Annotated in this window: 11 protein-coding genes; 6 read left to right on the forward strand and 5 right to left on the reverse strand. The window is 47.5% G+C overall.

The annotated features are described in order from the left end of the window. Positions 1 to 67: 67 nt before the first annotated feature. From ACHZCY_RS12905 to pyk, 4 genes are all read right to left on the reverse strand, one after another. Entirely contained in the window at positions 68 to 2,020 is a 1,953-nt protein-coding gene (locus ACHZCY_RS12905) for a phosphoenolpyruvate carboxykinase domain-containing protein (RefSeq protein ID WP_319549171.1), read from the reverse strand. 252 nt (positions 2,021 to 2,272) lie between these two features. Then, positions 2,273 to 3,421 (reverse strand): glycerate kinase, encoded by a 1,149-nt coding sequence (locus ACHZCY_RS12910; protein ID WP_319549172.1) that lies wholly within the window; start codon positions 3,419 to 3,421, stop codon positions 2,273 to 2,275. A gap of 70 nt (positions 3,422 to 3,491) precedes the next feature. Beyond that, a complete protein-coding gene (locus ACHZCY_RS12915; RefSeq protein WP_319549173.1) occupies positions 3,492 to 6,035 on the reverse strand; it encodes a glycogen/starch/alpha-glucan phosphorylase in 2,544 nt (847 codons plus the stop codon). 49 nt (positions 6,036 to 6,084) lie between these two features. After that, positions 6,085 to 7,527, reverse strand: coding sequence for a pyruvate kinase (gene pyk / locus ACHZCY_RS12920; RefSeq protein WP_319549174.1), 1,443 nt, complete (start codon positions 7,525 to 7,527; stop codon positions 6,085 to 6,087). Positions 7,528 to 7,955: 428 nt separating this feature from the next. Here pyk and ACHZCY_RS12925 point away from each other — a divergent pair, with 428 nt between their 5' ends. From ACHZCY_RS12925 to ACHZCY_RS12950, 6 genes are all read left to right on the forward strand, one after another. After that, complete coding sequence (locus ACHZCY_RS12925) at positions 7,956 to 8,732, forward strand: substrate-binding periplasmic protein (RefSeq protein WP_319549175.1); 777 nt, start codon at positions 7,956 to 7,958, stop codon at positions 8,730 to 8,732. A 248-nt stretch (positions 8,733 to 8,980) separates the two neighbouring features. Next, positions 8,981 to 10,939: a hybrid sensor histidine kinase/response regulator gene (locus ACHZCY_RS12930; protein ID WP_319549176.1), complete on the forward strand. Its 1,959-nt coding sequence runs from the start codon at positions 8,981 to 8,983 to the stop codon at positions 10,937 to 10,939. 53 nt (positions 10,940 to 10,992) lie between these two features. After that, a complete protein-coding gene (locus tag ACHZCY_RS12935; protein ID WP_319549177.1) occupies positions 10,993 to 11,883 on the forward strand; it encodes a TIGR02285 family protein in 891 nt (296 codons plus the stop codon). Beyond that, positions 11,870 to 13,240 carry a DNA repair protein RadA gene (gene radA / locus ACHZCY_RS12940; RefSeq protein WP_319549178.1) on the forward strand — a complete coding sequence of 457 codons (1,371 nt, stop codon included), beginning with the start codon at positions 11,870 to 11,872 and terminating at the stop codon, positions 13,238 to 13,240. The genes ACHZCY_RS12935 and radA overlap by 14 nt, the downstream gene beginning before the upstream one ends. Before the next feature lie 80 nt (positions 13,241 to 13,320). Further along, the gene (locus ACHZCY_RS12945) at positions 13,321 to 13,929 is read left to right on the forward strand and encodes a hypothetical protein (RefSeq protein WP_205222180.1); all 609 of its coding nucleotides are present in this window, start codon (positions 13,321 to 13,323) and stop codon (positions 13,927 to 13,929) included. 68 nt (positions 13,930 to 13,997) lie between these two features. After that, positions 13,998 to 14,159 carry a LiaI-LiaF-like domain-containing protein gene (locus ACHZCY_RS12950; RefSeq protein WP_205222181.1) on the forward strand — a complete coding sequence of 54 codons (162 nt, stop codon included), beginning with the start codon at positions 13,998 to 14,000 and terminating at the stop codon, positions 14,157 to 14,159. A 30-nt stretch (positions 14,160 to 14,189) separates the two neighbouring features. Here ACHZCY_RS12950 and ACHZCY_RS12955 read toward each other — a convergent pair whose 3' ends face one another. Further along, complete coding sequence (locus ACHZCY_RS12955) at positions 14,190 to 14,546, reverse strand: cupin domain-containing protein (RefSeq protein ID WP_319549179.1); 357 nt, start codon at positions 14,544 to 14,546, stop codon at positions 14,190 to 14,192. Positions 14,547 to 14,565: the final 19 nt, after the last annotated feature.

Below are 14,565 nucleotides of genomic sequence, written 5' to 3' on the forward strand. Positions count from 1 at the left end.
CGCTTTTTTTATTATATCAAGCATGTTTTCCGGTTAGTTACCGGACAACATGCCTGAGGAATTTTACTTAACGCGGCTGGTTGGCTGCCACATATTCAATCATCTGGTCAGGGGTTACAATCGGCCCCACGGTAGCTTTTAAAGCAACAAGGTCCCTTCTCCAGGTCATCAGTACCCGGAAAAAAGCGTCGTTCATCCCTTTTTCTTTGGAGAATTCGGTGATGGACATGTCAACCCGTTCAATCAGATTAACAACATACAGTGAGAACTGTTTAGTGTACACTTCTTTACTGTATTCCTTATTGATAATTTCTGTAAAAAGCACTTTCAGGTCTTGATATTTTGGGATCCGGCCAATGGGAGTCCATATCGATTCCACCTTCCCCTGGTGCATCAATGCCATGATACGCATCCATACTTTGGTATCGCGCTTCTCGCCGATAAGTCCATCGGACTCACCAGGTGCCAGGCTGCCTCGGCCACTTTTATGGAGCCAGTAATTAACCTGGAAGCCGGAGGGTAAATTATCTTTGTTGATGGCAGGGTTTTCACCGAATGCCTTGTAGTGGTTTATGTAATGGGCAAGCGGGCCAGGAAAAAAGGCCTCGTTGGCAAAAGGAGATCGTTTTTCGCTGCCATCGGCTCCAATCTCGGTGGCGGTGGTTGCAGAACGGATAATAGCGCCATGGACAACGGTGCTCATCCAGTCGTGGGCCATGACGATTGTCGGCATGGTCGTGTAATCCCGCCCACCGAAGAGAAGGCCGCTCAGCTTCACGCCTTCGGCTTTTTCTGTTGCTGTATCGTAATTTTCAAGGGTGTCAAGAGTGATGGTAAAACGTGCATTTTTATGGGATGCCGCAGTGCCTGACTGTGAGGACCACTCTCCTAAATAGTTGACACCACTTGCAGGAAGCGGCTCTCCCATGCCGTTCCAGTAAGGTTTCCCTTCGGAGATCAGCAGGTTGGAAAAGATGACTTCATTTTCTTCTCCCTTAAGAACCTTTAATGTTTCCGGATCATCTTGCTGGTTTACTCCCTCAATAATACCAAACATGCCTTTCTCGGGATTGACTGCCCGCACTTCACCGGTTTTGGAGTCAATGAAAATTTTGGCAAGGTCATCACCAACCAGGTGGGTTCCGGTCATAGCTGTACCGGTTTTCCCGCAGCCCGATGGATAGGCACCACCAAAGTAGACAATTTCATCCTCCATTTCAAACCCGGCAATGAACATGTGCTCGTCGAGCCGTTCGCCGAAATAGTTGCGGATATTATTCATATTCGCAAAGCGGTGATTAATTTTTTTCGGGGCAATCGAGTTGCCTGCATACTGATTGTTGGAGCTATAGGATCGAAAACGCTCAACATCCATATAGATACGTCTGTTGTTTAAATCAGCTGAAACATTGGCCTCCGTAAGTCTGCCGGCGCTGTGATAGTTAACGAACATGTATCCTTTTTCGGCAACATCCTTTGAAAAAGCAGCAGGCTCCATCATGCGGTAGAGTAAAAATTCGCTGTGGGTAACATAGAAGGAATCTGTTACCTGGAGGGTAGGATCTGAGACCGGACTGCCTAGTGGCCCGCGAGAGATGAAGGAAATAACCATCTCTTTATTTTTCATGATATCGGTTATGATATTACGAGCCTCAACCACTCCCGCTTGAAGTTCTTCTTTTTTTTGCAGAGAACTGATTTCCGTATCTGTATAGGCCAAATATTTAGTGTTGGCTGTATCCCTGCCTTGGTCGTTGGGGCCGTCAAAGTGGCAAGTATGCTTTTCTTTAGCGAGCTGAAACTCCTCACCGATCTGCAGTGCCTTTTTACGGATATAGTCGATATCTTCTGCTGATCCTGTATTGATGAAAATGGAGTTGGGGCTCATCCTGGTAGCACCGTTATAAATCGGTACAAGTACCTCGGAACTGCATGCCCTCATTTTTTCTTGATTGGGTGCATCCATTAAGCTGATGAGGTAGGTCCTCATCATTTCTAACCGTGAGATATCTACATCCATTGTGTGTCTTCTGTAGCTAGTGTCGGCAGTTTTCATATTCATGATTGGCGTAGTGATATGTAGAGTATTATTTCGAGATGCATAACTGAAATCTAATGCAAAAATTACATAAATATTACACTCTACAGAAAAATACTATTCTTTTCACCGATCAATTTATAAAAAGCATGAATTTCCAGATACAAATGCACCGAAGAAGTGTGTTTTTGTGGTTGAGCTGCAAACAATCGAGACCGGTAGGTCAGGTTGGGATCATCTCTTTCTTTTGTTGTGAACAGCAAAGAAGCAGCGAACAGCCTGTTCGGCAGCGAGGGCGAGGAGGGTTTCGCTTCTTTGCATGGCTTGCTCCAGGGAAAGTGGTCCCTGGCATATGGAAAAAACGGCATCCAGTCCCTGTTGGTGCAGGTCTCCCAGATTTTCGCCGATTGATCCGGCCAGGGCAATACAGGGAACGCCCTGTGCTTTCGCTCGTGCTGCAACTCCTGCCGGGGCTTTGCCAAAGGTTGTCTGGATGTCGATTTGCCCCTCACCTGTTATTACCAAATCCGCGTTGGCCAGCTTTCTGTCCAATTCAACCAGATCGAGGATAAGATCTACTCCAGGTCGCAATTCCGCTCCTAAAAAAGCGTATAACCCTGCGCCAAGCCCACCGGCTGCACCGCCGCCGGCAAGAGAACGGACCTCGATTCCCAGATCCCGTTGAATGCAGGCCGCAAGATTTTCCATTCCCTCTTCAAGTTGATCTGTCTGTTCAGGGCTTGCCCCTTTTTGAGGTGCATACATCCTCGCAGCTCCTGTGGGGCCGGTTAGTGGATTGGTCACATCGCAGGCAGCGTCCAAACGGATATTTTTCAGGCGAGAATCCCGAGCATTGCAGTCAATATGTGCAATGGATGAAAGTCCCCCGCCGGTGAGTGGAACCGGATTCCCTTTGTGGTCGAGAAATTTAATGCCGAGTGCGGCTGCGGCACCAATACCTCCATCATTGGTGGCACTCCCGCCAATGCCGACCAGAATGTGGGAAGCACCGGTATCCAGGGCTGCTCTGATAAGTTCGCCCGTACCTAAGGTGGTCGTTCGGGTAGGGTCACGTCGCGAGCTCGGAAGAAGAGCAAGGCCACTTGCCTGCGCCATTTCGATGGCCGCTACGTTGCGACCAGGGGCGTGGCAATAGGAGGCAGTAACCGGAACAAAATCAGGGCCGGTTACTGTCACATCCCTTTTTGTTCCCTGAAAAACTTCCAAGGCAACATTAACCAGTCCGTCTCCTCCATCTGCAACTGGAACCTGTACAATTTCCGCATCAACCAAAACTCGGTGGACGCCGCCGGCAATAGAGGCTGCGGCAACTGTTGCAGAAAGAGAACCCTTAAAAGCATTGGGGGCAACGACGATTTTCATGACATTTGAGTGCGCTGTTTGCCGGTTATTGGTGAGGTGAAAGGCCTTGTATTGGCCATTTTATAAAATTTTACTGGGCTATAATGGGGAATATAATCCCGCCTTCAGGGATACGTTTCCATTTCAATTCGACCGGAAATGGCTCAACGTGCCATATACTGCGGCAATACTCTTGGATAGCTCGATCTGAGGAAAATCTGCCCATGCGCGCCACATTAAGTATAGACATGCGGGTCCATATCTGATGATCCTCAAATACGGAACCGATTTTGTCGTGGCAATTAATGTAGGACTCATAATCGGCCATGAGCAGATATCGGTCATTGTAGAGCAATTCGTCAATGACCGGTTTGAAAAGTTGCTGGTCACCATGGGAAAAGTGACCGCTGCTGATGAGGTCAATGGCCTTTTTCAGCTCTGGATTCCGGTTATAGTAGTCCAGGGGGCGGTAACTGTTTTGCACGAGATCCGCTGCCTCTTGCACGTTGAGTCCGAACAGGAAAAATTGGTCGGTGCCGACTTCCTCACGGATTTCTGCATTAGCACCATCAAGGGTACCGATGGTCAGGGCACCGTTCATGGAAAATTTTATATTGCCGGTCCCGGATGCCTCTGTTCCTGCAAGGGATAATTGTTCGGAAAGATCAGCCACAGGAAAAAGGTTGTGTCCTGTTTTGACGTTATAATTGTGGACAAATATGACCTTGAGCCTGCCTCTTACATCCGGGTCGCTATTGATGACGGCAGCAACTGCATTGATCAATTTGATTATCAATTTTGCCATCCAGTATCCCGGTGCAGCTTTACCGCCAAAGATAAAAACCCGTGGTGGAAAGAATTGTTCAGGATGCTCTTTGAGACGGTTATACAGAGTGATTATGTGGAGCAGATTGAGGTGCTGACGTTTGTATTCATGGATCCGTTTGACATGCACGTCAAAGAGGGCATACGGGTTGAGAGTAATCCCCAGTTGTTTTTTGGCAAGCTCGGAAAAAGCTTTTTTATTTTCCAGCCTGACATTGTGCCATGCTTTACGGAAATCGGCATCGTCTGCAAGAGGGGCCAATTGAGCAAGTTGCTCCAGATTTGTTATCCAGCTCTCTCCTATGGTTTTGCTGATCAGGTTGGAAAGTCGATGGTTTGTCACCAGCATCCATCTTCTTGGCGTTACGCCGTTGGTGATGCCTATAATTTTTCCAGGCCATAACCGGTTAAAGGGGGCCAGGGTTCTTTCTTTCAGTAACTTGGTATGAAGAGACGAAACCCCATTAATAGTATGGCTGCCAACGCAGGCTAGGTTGGCCATCCGCACATAACGCGGGCCTGTTTCGTCAATGATAGAGAGTTGGGTGACTATTTCCTGGTTACCGGGAAATTTGAGCCGCACAGTGTCAAGGAAACGGCGGTTTATTTCAAAGATAATTTCAAGGTGACGTGGCAGTAATGAAGCAAATAGGGGCAGTTGCCATTTCTCCAGCGATTCGGGAAGTAAAGTATGGTTGGTGTAGGAAAAGGTTCTGGTGGTAACATGCCACGCCTTGTCCCATTCCATGAGGTGGACGTCAATCAATAGGCGCATCAGTTCGGCGACAGCTATGGCCGGGTGGGTATCGTTAAGCTGCACTGCAAAACTTTGGTGAAAACTGTCCAGGTCGTCATGGTTGAACAGGTGGATACGGAGCATATCCTGCAGTGAACAGCTGCTAAAAAAATACTGCTGCTCAAGACGAAGCCGTTTGCCTTCATATTTTTTATCGTTGGGATAGAGGACTTTGGTGATGTTCTCTGCACTAATTTTTTCTGCAACAGCGCCAATATAGTCGCCAACATTAAAATCCTCGAAGTCAAAGGATTTAGGCGCTTCTGCACTCCACAGGCGCAGAGTATTCATCGTGTTGACCTTGTATCCGGGAATAGGGGTATCGTAAGGAATGCCGCTGATAACGCGGGCAGGCAGCCAGCGGATGCGGCGGTTACCGTTTTGATCATGATACGCCTCAGTACGGCCTCCAAATCCTACTTCCTGGGCCAGGTCTGCTTTTTTTATTTCCCAGGGATTGCCCCCCTGCAGCCAGCGGTCGCTGAGTTCCACCTGCCAGCCGTTTTCCAGTTCCTGATCAAACAAGCCGAACTCGTAACGTATCCCATAGCCTATGGCGGGGACTTGGAGAGTCGCCAGTGAGTCCATAAAACAGGCTGCCAGTCTTCCCAGCCCACCGTTGCCCAAACCTGGTTCTTCTTCAATCTGAAAAATGGCATCGAGGTCAAGGCCTGTTTCTGCAACTGCCTGGCGCATTGCATCCAGAAGATCCATGTTTATCAGGTTGTTATGCAGGTGTGGCCCCGGTAAATATTCTGCCGAAAGGTAGGAGACTATACGGGAATCGTCTTCAAAGTAGACTTCCGAGGAGTTGATAAAAAGGGGCTGCATCCGGTCTCTAAGCGTATAGGCTGCCGCCAGGTAGTAATCGTTAAGAGAGACGGAGCGGGTGGTTTTGCCTAGTTGATAAAAGAGTTTATACGCAAGGGCACGCTTGAGCTTGTTGATGCCTGTGTTGTGGTTGTTAGGAGCAGGTAGCAGCTGTAGAGAATGATTTTTGTGTAGATCGTTCATGGGAAACCGCCTCTGGTCGCTTTTTTCGGAAAGTGCATTCTGCCATGGGCTATTGCAACTCTCGAAGGTCGATGATCTCCATCTTATGGTTACGATTCGGGTTTTCCGGGGAAGGGCCTTCGGTTTGAATAATGCAACTCCCCTTTAAACCATACTTAACCGAATAATCACGGGCATAGTCGGTCCAGTCTGTAGGATGATTAAGTTCATAAATGGGGAAAACACCATAGCTGAAAATAAGCTCCTTAATGGTTTTTTTGTTGGAACTGACTGCAAGTATCCATGTCGGCAGCCGAAAGCGGGAGAGTCTTCGTGCAGTCAAACCACTGTCTGTCGGCGATAAAATGGCTGCAACGTCATCGGTTTGACTGATAATGCTTTTGACGCTGCTGGCAATATAGTCCACCTCTTTGATATGGTTGTAAATAGGTTTGTCCGGAACTCTGGCGTAGTTAAGGCTTGTGCGGTGGGGTTCTGTGGCAACGGCAATACGGACCAGCATCTTGGTCGCTTCCAGCGGATAATTACCCATAGCTGATTCTTCCGAAAGCATGACTCCGTCGGTTCCGTCCAGAATTGCATTGGCAACATCGGTAGCCTCGGCCCGCGTTGGGCGACGGTTATTGGTCATGGATTCCAACATCTGGGTAGCGGTGATGACCGGCTTACCAAACAGGTTTCCTCTAACCGTAATTTTCTTTTGAATCATGGCGATTTCTTCAATGGGTATTTCCACCCCAAGATCGCCCCGTGCAACCATGACCCCGTCGGAGGCTTCAAGTATTTCATCGATTTTATGGTAAATCGATGACCGCTCAATTTTAGCAATGATAAAAGGGGCGTAACCCATTTCTGTGGCAGCTTTTCTCACCGCTTCTATGTCGGCGGCATCGTTGACAAAGGATTGGCTGATAGCATCGACTCCATTATCAAGCGCATACTGCATACATGCTCGGTCATGTTCGGTAAATGCGGATACCCCCAGGTCGATTCCAGGCAGGTTCAATCCTTTTTTGGAGCGGAGCTTGCCGCCCACCGATACAATACAGTGCACCTTTTTTCCCTGTATCTCTTCTACCCGCAACTGGATAAGACCATCGTTAAGAAACAGGATATCGCCTTGGGTTACGACCTGGGGCAGCTGTTTAAAGGTAACGGAAACCTCCTCCCAGTTGCCGATGATTTCTTCTGTGGTCAGGGTGAAACGAGCACCTATTTTAACCTCAACCGGTTCTTTGACCAAGTTGCCGATCCGTATTTTAGGGCCAGGGAGATCAGCCATGATGGCAACTCTTCGGCCTGTTTTTTCCGCCGCAGCTCTTATCCTGCGGATAATTTCGCCATGATTTGCAAAATCGCCATGGGAAAAGTTGAGCCTGGCGATGTTCATACCTGCCTTAATCATTTTCTCGAGCATGGCGGGAGAGTCTGATGCAGGGCCAATGGTACAGACGATTTTAGTCTTGTTATTAGGTATAAAGTTATGGCTCATATGTTTCTCCATGTTTCTGAGTCTCTTCGTGAGAGTGCGTAAAATTATAAAATGTGGAGTTGCATCTGCAACAAGGCAATTCTTTCCTGCTTGTCTGCATTATAGTACAGTGGGATTAGATTGTTGTTATCATTTCGTCATGAGCTAATCATCGATTCTTCAATCGGCGACGGGGGAGAAGGTATGAGCTAGCCATCTCGCACGCAATCTTGATCCAAAGTACACAAACGTACATACCATAATTACCATTGTTGAGAATACCAGCGCAATAGGTCCCAGTTTTTTTAAGGGAATTGAAACGTGCTTTTTTTTATTTCCCCGCAGGCCCATAATTGACTGTGGTTAACGTTTAAGATACGATGGAACATGTTTGAATTCTGGTTTTTTTTTGTAGAAGAATGGCAGGACATGTAATTTATGCGGAGGTGATGGTGCCATCTACTTATAGTAGGTCAATGTTGTTCAAGGCTGGGATGCTGAGCGTACTCTTTTTTTTGACGGCGCATGGCCAGGCATTTTGCCGGCAAGTAAATGTAGTTACAACTGAATACCCACCCTTTAATTATACAGAAAAAGGTGCTGTCAGTGGGATTTCAACCAAAATAGTCAGAGCACTGCTTGATAGCTTGGAGATAGACACGGAAATTTCTTCATACCCTTGGGCAAGGTCCTACAAAAAGGCCTTGGAAGAAAAAAATGTTCTCATTTATCCTCTTGTCAGGACGCCTGAGCGTGAGGGAGCTTTTGAATGGATTGGTGTTGTTGCAACAGGAAAAACCTACCTCTATTCATTGCAGGGAAGGGACGATATCGATATTCAGACTCTGGATGATGCCAAAAAATTTTCCATCGGCGTTTTACGTAATGCCGTTCGTTTTCGTCACTTGAAAAATAAGGGCTTTACCAGGCTGGTAGAAGACACCACTCCACGTGCAATTGCTCAGAAGCTTATCCTTGGCTGGATCGACCTTTGGGCGGCAGATGAAAATACAGCGCATTATACCCTCTCCATGATGGGCCATGATCCTCATAGCCTTGTAGAACGACGTTTTCCTTTGGATATTGAGCTTGATGGTTATTTAGCTATTTCAAAAAATTCAGAGAGAGAGCTGGTTGAGTCATTTAAAAGTGCATTTCTTCGGCTACAGGCATCTGGTGAGTATGAAAAGATGATAAAAAATCTCATTCCTGTAGTGCAAAAGTAAGCAGCAGTGTATTGATTCTCTTGAAATAGCGCCTGGGTTGGTGATGAGGCTTTACCCAACAGTCTTTCTAAGGCCGGTAGGTGGTGTTGTTCAGAGTGGGATGGATTGACAAGTCCATGAATTTTAGGAATTAGCCTACGTATCGTAACCGTGCAGGAAACATGACAGACTTTCACCTGAATCGTCGCCATTGTATTATCATACTCCTTGTTGCAATTTCATTTTGCATAAGTTCGATAGGATATGTCGTGGGCCAAAAGCGCGTTGATAAGGAAGATTTTAAAACACATGCCGTCTTTTTGGCCGATGATATATGGGCGCTCAATGCCAGTGGTGCCGCAGCATATTTACAATTGGCACTAAAAGCCCAGCACTACCAGTCGCTTGCTATTTTGATTCCTGGGGAAAAGGATTTTTTGAAGGTGGTTTCCCGACCGCTTGAAGGCGTTTCTAAATGGTTGTTTCAAATAGGCATGATTTGGACCAAGGAACTTGAGCAAAATATTACTCATAGCGGTATGAACATTGGTAAGTTGCATGGCGTTAAGTATGTGCAAGTGGTCTTTCCACTGTTGAATATTTTGTGTCTGCACCTGTTGTTGTTGTTGATTATCATCATCATAGACTCTCTTCTCAGGCGCAGGGCAATCCTTGAACAGTTGGTCCTCGAACGAACAAAGAATTTGCGGGATAGCGAGAGGCGTTTTCACGATTTGGTTAATCTCCTCCCAGAGATGGTTTTTGAAATAGATACTGATGGAAATATAACCTATGCAAACAAAGAGGCACAGTGCCGTCTCGGGTTTAAGTGGGAGAAAACGGAAAAACACAATTTGTTCAGCTATATTGTAGAGAAAGAAGGTACCACTGTCAGGGAAAGGTTTCAAAAAGCGTTGCAGGATGGAAATACCGATTTGAAAGAGTTTAAGGCAAAAGGGGGGGATGGGACCTCGTTCCCTCTTCTATTGTGTGCCGCATCAATCACGGATGGTGAGCATATCGTCGGTGCTCGGGTTATTGGTATCGATATTACCGAAAGGCATCGTTTGGAGGAACAACTGCTTAAAGACCAGAAGATGAAAGCTATTGGTCTGATGGCCGGTGGCGTTGCCCATGATCTCAATAATATTTTGTCCGGTATTGTCAGTTATCCTGAACTGTTGCTGTTGGATCAGGCGAAGGATAGCCCTATGAAGGGACCTCTTGAAACTATACGAAAGGCCGGCATGGATGCCAGTGAAGTAGTTGCTGATTTACTGACGGTTGCCAGAGGGGTAATTGCGGAAAGAGAAATTGTTGCTCCGAATGACTTAATCCGCGAATATCTGGTTTCTCCTGATTTTCAGGAACTGTGTACGCGACATCCTCTGGTATCCATTGAGCCTGTTCTTGATTCCGAGTTGTGCAATATCGCTTGTTCTGCAATTTATGTGCGTAAATGTCTGATGAACCTGATCACCAATGCTGTCGAAGCTATCAGCAGGCACGGGATTTTACGTATCAAAACCGAGAATAGGGTAGTCACAGCGCGAGAACAGGAACAATGGCAGTTGCCCAGCCAAGGGCAATATACAAAGATTACGGTCAGTGATACCGGTGTTGGTATAGCTCAAGCTGAAATTCAGCACATCTTTGAGCCTTTTTATACGAAAAAAGTCATGGGAAGGAGTGGAACCGGCCTTGGTTTGGCGGTTGTTTGGAACATTGTTCGTGATCATGGTGGGACTGTTAATGTGCGGAGTTCGTCGGCGGGAACAACTTTTGACATGTATTTTCCTAGTGTTGCCGAGCCTCGTGTGTCTGCTGCTACTGAGAGAGACTGGCGGGAGTTAAAGGGCAAAGGAGAAGCGATTCTGGTTGTTGACGATGAGCCTCGACAAAGAGATGTAGCGACGAAGTTGTTGCAATCACTCGAGTACGAAACATTTGTTGTAAGTTCGGGAGAAGAAGCCCTGGAATATTTGACAATCAATTCGGTGGATGTGCTGTTACTGGACATGTTAATGGCACCTGGTCAATATAACGGCAGGCAGACCTATGAAGAAGTGCTGAAAATGCATCCGGGGCAAAAAGCGATTATTGCCAGTGGCTATGCAGAGGATGAAGATGTTCGTGTTACCCTTGAGATGGGGGCTGGAGGTTTTATTGCCAAGCCATACACTCTGGAACAGTTGGGCACGACACTGCAAACAGTCCTCTGTGCTTGATATTAGATTGACAATGCAATGGTGCGGGAAAAACAGTGGAGAATGTGGAATATATGCAACGTATAACAAAAATCGTATCATACATATTTGTGATGAGTATCCTGTTAGCTCCGACAACTCTTTTTGCCAAGGAAAAAATGTATTGGATGGAGGCTGTGGCGCCGCCATTTTTTATTCACGAGGGGGAATTGAAAGGGCAGGGATATGAAGATCTCATTACCGACATTCTCAAGGAAAATTTGCCCCAGTATGATCATGTTTCTATGCAGGCAAATATTTCCCGTCATTATCAGCAGTGGAAACAAGGTGAGCCTGCCTGTAGTCTCGCTATGTATAAAACAGAGGAAAGGGAAGAATTTGCGCTGTTTTCCATTCCCAGTGTTTTTACTCTGCCACCAGTGCTGATCATAAAAAAAGAGCAGTTTGCTGCCTTTGGTGGCAAGAAGACCGTGAGCCTCAAGGATGTGCTGGCCAGTAATAACTTTATCATTGGTCGGGCAGCCAAGCGTTCATACGGGCCGGCCTTTGATGAAATCCTGAACACCTATGGGAACCAAGACAATCTCTTCTCCTATGAAGGCCCTGAACTGTCGTTAAATCTTTTTAAGATGCTGTTGGCTGGTCGGGTTCAAGCAATGCCGGGGCTCCCGGAAGAGGCCATGTATCTTGCAGAGACAATGGGGCTCAGAGACCAGATTATGACCCTGTCGGTAAAGGAAAACCTTGTTGATCATGAGCCCATGTTGACCTATGTGGCCTGCTCCAAAAATGAGTGGGGAGCAAAGGCGATCGCAGCCATTAATAAAGTGTTAGAAGAGCAACGTCCTACCGAAAGATACAGGGCAGCCTATGAAAGGTGGCTCGATGAAAGCAGTGTTGCAGAGTACCGAAGAATGTATAAGATGATATTTTTACAGGCAGATGAGCAATATGCCACCGAGTAAAAAAACACAGACAGTGTTTATCTGCTCTCAATGTGGATACGAGAGCAGAAAATGGCTTGGTCAGTGTCCGGACTGTTCTGCCTGGGACACCTTGAGCGAACAGCAGCAGGTCCGGCAAAAAGCTTCACGTGCAACATCACGTAAACCGGAGTCCCTGCAGGCGGTAAAGGAAAAAGAAACCACACGTCTGGTGACATCCATTCATGAAATGGACAGAGTGCTTGGCGGCGGTATAGTTCCCGGCTCCATGATTTTAATCGGCGGCGATCCCGGAATAGGTAAATCCACCCTGATTCTTCAGCTGCTTGCTGCCCTTAGCGGGCAGGATAAACAATTGCTCTATGTGACCGGTGAGGAGTCAGCGCAGCAGATCCGCATGCGGGCTGAAAGACTCAAGATTGACAGCCCTCACATCTATATATCCACTGAAAATTGCGTGGAATCCATCATTGAGCTGGCTCGTGATATGCAGCCGGTACTCTTAGCTGTTGATTCGATTCAGACGATGTACAGTGAAGAAATCGGCTCTGCTCCGGGGTCCGTCACCCAGGTACGGGAGTCCACAGCTCGGCTTCTGACCCTTGCTAAGAGCCGTGATTTGCCGGTTCTGTTGGTGGGACATGTGACCAAGGATGGCTCTATTGCCGGACCGCGTGTGCTGGAGCATATGGTGGATACGGTTCTCTATTTTGAGGGGGATCGGGGGCAGGTGTTCCGGATTGTGCGTACGGTCAAGAACAGGTTCGGCTCGACCAATGAAATCGGCGTGTTTGAAATGAAGGAAAATGGTTTAGCCGAGGTTACCAATCCTTCCGCTTTATTTCTTGCAGAGCGACCCGTCAATGTGCCGGGTTCCGTTGTGATGCCCTCCATCGAAGGGACGCGGCCGATTCTGGTTGAAGTACAGGCTTTGGTGAGCAGATCGAGTCCCGGCAACGCTCGTAGAACAGCCATTGGTGCCGATCCGCAACGTTTGGCACTCTTGACCGCTGTTTTAGAAAAGAAACTGGGCGTGACCCTGTTCGATCATGATATTTTTTTGAATATTGCCGGTGGAATACGGATTGATGAACCCGCATTGGACCTGGGCATGGTAGTGGCACTGCTGTCTAGTCTCTTTGAAAAGACCATTGATCCTGCAACGGTTGTTTGCGGTGAGGTGGGGCTTGCCGGAGAAATTCGGGCCGTGGGGCAGATGGAAATGCGGCTGCGGGAAGCGGAGCGGCTTGGGTTTTCCACCTTTATCATGCCTGAATCGAGTATGCGCCAGATAAAGGGAGCGGGAAAAAAAGGGATGCGATGTGTTCCGGTGCGTACCGTGGATGGACTCGCCGATCATCTTTTCCAGGGAGAGTAAAAAAAACCATAGTGCTTGCCTCAGATGCCCCTGTTGTTTATGGTATTTCGGACTTTTATAAGTGAAAAAAAGAGGACTGTATGGATTTTAAACAACATTTTGAGAAATCATGGCAGGTCTTTACCGCCTTTCTCCCTTCTCTACTCATTTCCACCGTCATTTTGCTCGGTGCCTCCATGCTTACCCTTGGTATCCTTGCACCGGTTCTGACTGCCGGATACATGCAGTCACTACTCCTGGCAATACGAGAGGGAAGAAAGCCGGAAATAAGGGACCTGTTTGCTGAAATGCATCTTTTCCTCCCGCTGATCGGCTTTGGAATTCTGATCGGGATCGCGGTTTTTTTCGGGTTGGCAATGTTGGTTCTGCCAGGGCTGGTTGTTATTCTCGCTGTGGCTTTTTTCTGCATATACATGCTGCCGCTGATGACTGATCAGCAGTATCGCCTTTTCGACGCATTGCAGGAAAGCTCAAGAATGGCAATGCAGCAACCGATTACGGAACATATAGCTGTTGTTGCCGTATACCTGGTGCTTACCTCCCTTGGAAGCTCCACTGGATTGGGTACTCTGTTTACCACCCCCATGGCAACCCTCTTTGTCTTGTCCGTGTACGAGGCAAAGCGGATACGTTTGCTTCCAGGATCAACAGATAGGGGGAGCGCAGATGCTTCCCCGGAAAAACCGTAGCCCGGATTTTTCATTAGTTCAGGCTGTGCCGTTAAACACAAAAAAACACATTTTTTCTTAAGGACTCCATGGGTTCGCAAATATTTCCGATTATTCTGATCGTAATAGGAACTTTTTTCCTGCTTTCTAATCTCGATTTCCTCCCCATGGGACAGGTCAAGGCCATTTTGCGGGAATGGTGGCCGCTTATTCTGATTGTGGTGGGAGTGCTGCAGCTCCGCAGAAGGTAAGCAGGCCGGCCGCAACATCTGTCATGCTCATTATTGCTCAAGGTCTTTGTACCTGTCCTCGGTAAATCTCGGCGTGCACACGGCAAGGAAAACCAGATCCTCCTTGCCTGTATTGCGAATGCGCTGCCTTGTTCCTGCAGGGATCATTACTGTATCCCCAGACTTCATGGTCGCTGGAGCCCCATTGCCGATTTCTACCTCTCCCTGTCCCTGAAGAAGAAGGTACCGCTCGATGATGCCGTCAAGGCTATGCCATCTGGTTGTTGTCCCTGGCAAAACTCGAGCCTGGGCAACCGAGCACGCCGGATCATGTGTTGTGTTATAGAGTTCGGTGATAAAGCATCCTTCGCGGAAATAGAATTCCTTGTTTTCTGTTTGTTCCCTCATCTGTCCCTCTTGTTCAATA

The sequence above is a fragment of the Desulfogranum marinum genome, from assembly GCF_963675105.2.
GTDB classification, from domain to species: domain Bacteria; phylum Desulfobacterota; class Desulfobulbia; order Desulfobulbales; family Desulfobulbaceae; genus Desulfogranum; species Desulfogranum marinum.

Coding starts and splice junctions, on each gene's coding strand:
- ACHZCY_RS12905 (WP_319549171.1), bottom strand. CDS start 2,020: ATGGATGTAGATATCTCACGGTTAGAAATGATGAGGACCTACCTCATC.
- ACHZCY_RS12910 (WP_319549172.1), bottom strand. CDS start 3,421: ATGAAAATCGTCGTTGCCCCCAATGCTTTTAAGGGTTCTCTTTCTGCA.
- ACHZCY_RS12915 (WP_319549173.1), bottom strand. CDS start 6,035: ATGAACGATCTACACAAAAATCATTCTCTACAGCTGCTACCTGCTCCT.
- pyk (WP_319549174.1), bottom strand. CDS start 7,527: ATGAGCCATAACTTTATACCTAATAACAAGACTAAAATCGTCTGTACC.
- ACHZCY_RS12925 (WP_319549175.1), top strand. CDS start 7,956: ATGGTGCCATCTACTTATAGTAGGTCAATGTTGTTCAAGGCTGGGATG.
- ACHZCY_RS12935 (WP_319549177.1), top strand. CDS start 10,993: ATGCAACGTATAACAAAAATCGTATCATACATATTTGTGATGAGTATC.
- radA (WP_319549178.1), top strand. CDS start 11,870: ATGCCACCGAGTAAAAAAACACAGACAGTGTTTATCTGCTCTCAATGT.
- ACHZCY_RS12945 (WP_205222180.1), top strand. CDS start 13,321: ATGGATTTTAAACAACATTTTGAGAAATCATGGCAGGTCTTTACCGCC.
- ACHZCY_RS12950 (WP_205222181.1), top strand. CDS start 13,998: ATGGGTTCGCAAATATTTCCGATTATTCTGATCGTAATAGGAACTTTT.
- ACHZCY_RS12955 (WP_319549179.1), bottom strand. CDS start 14,546: ATGAGGGAACAAACAGAAAACAAGGAATTCTATTTCCGCGAAGGATGC.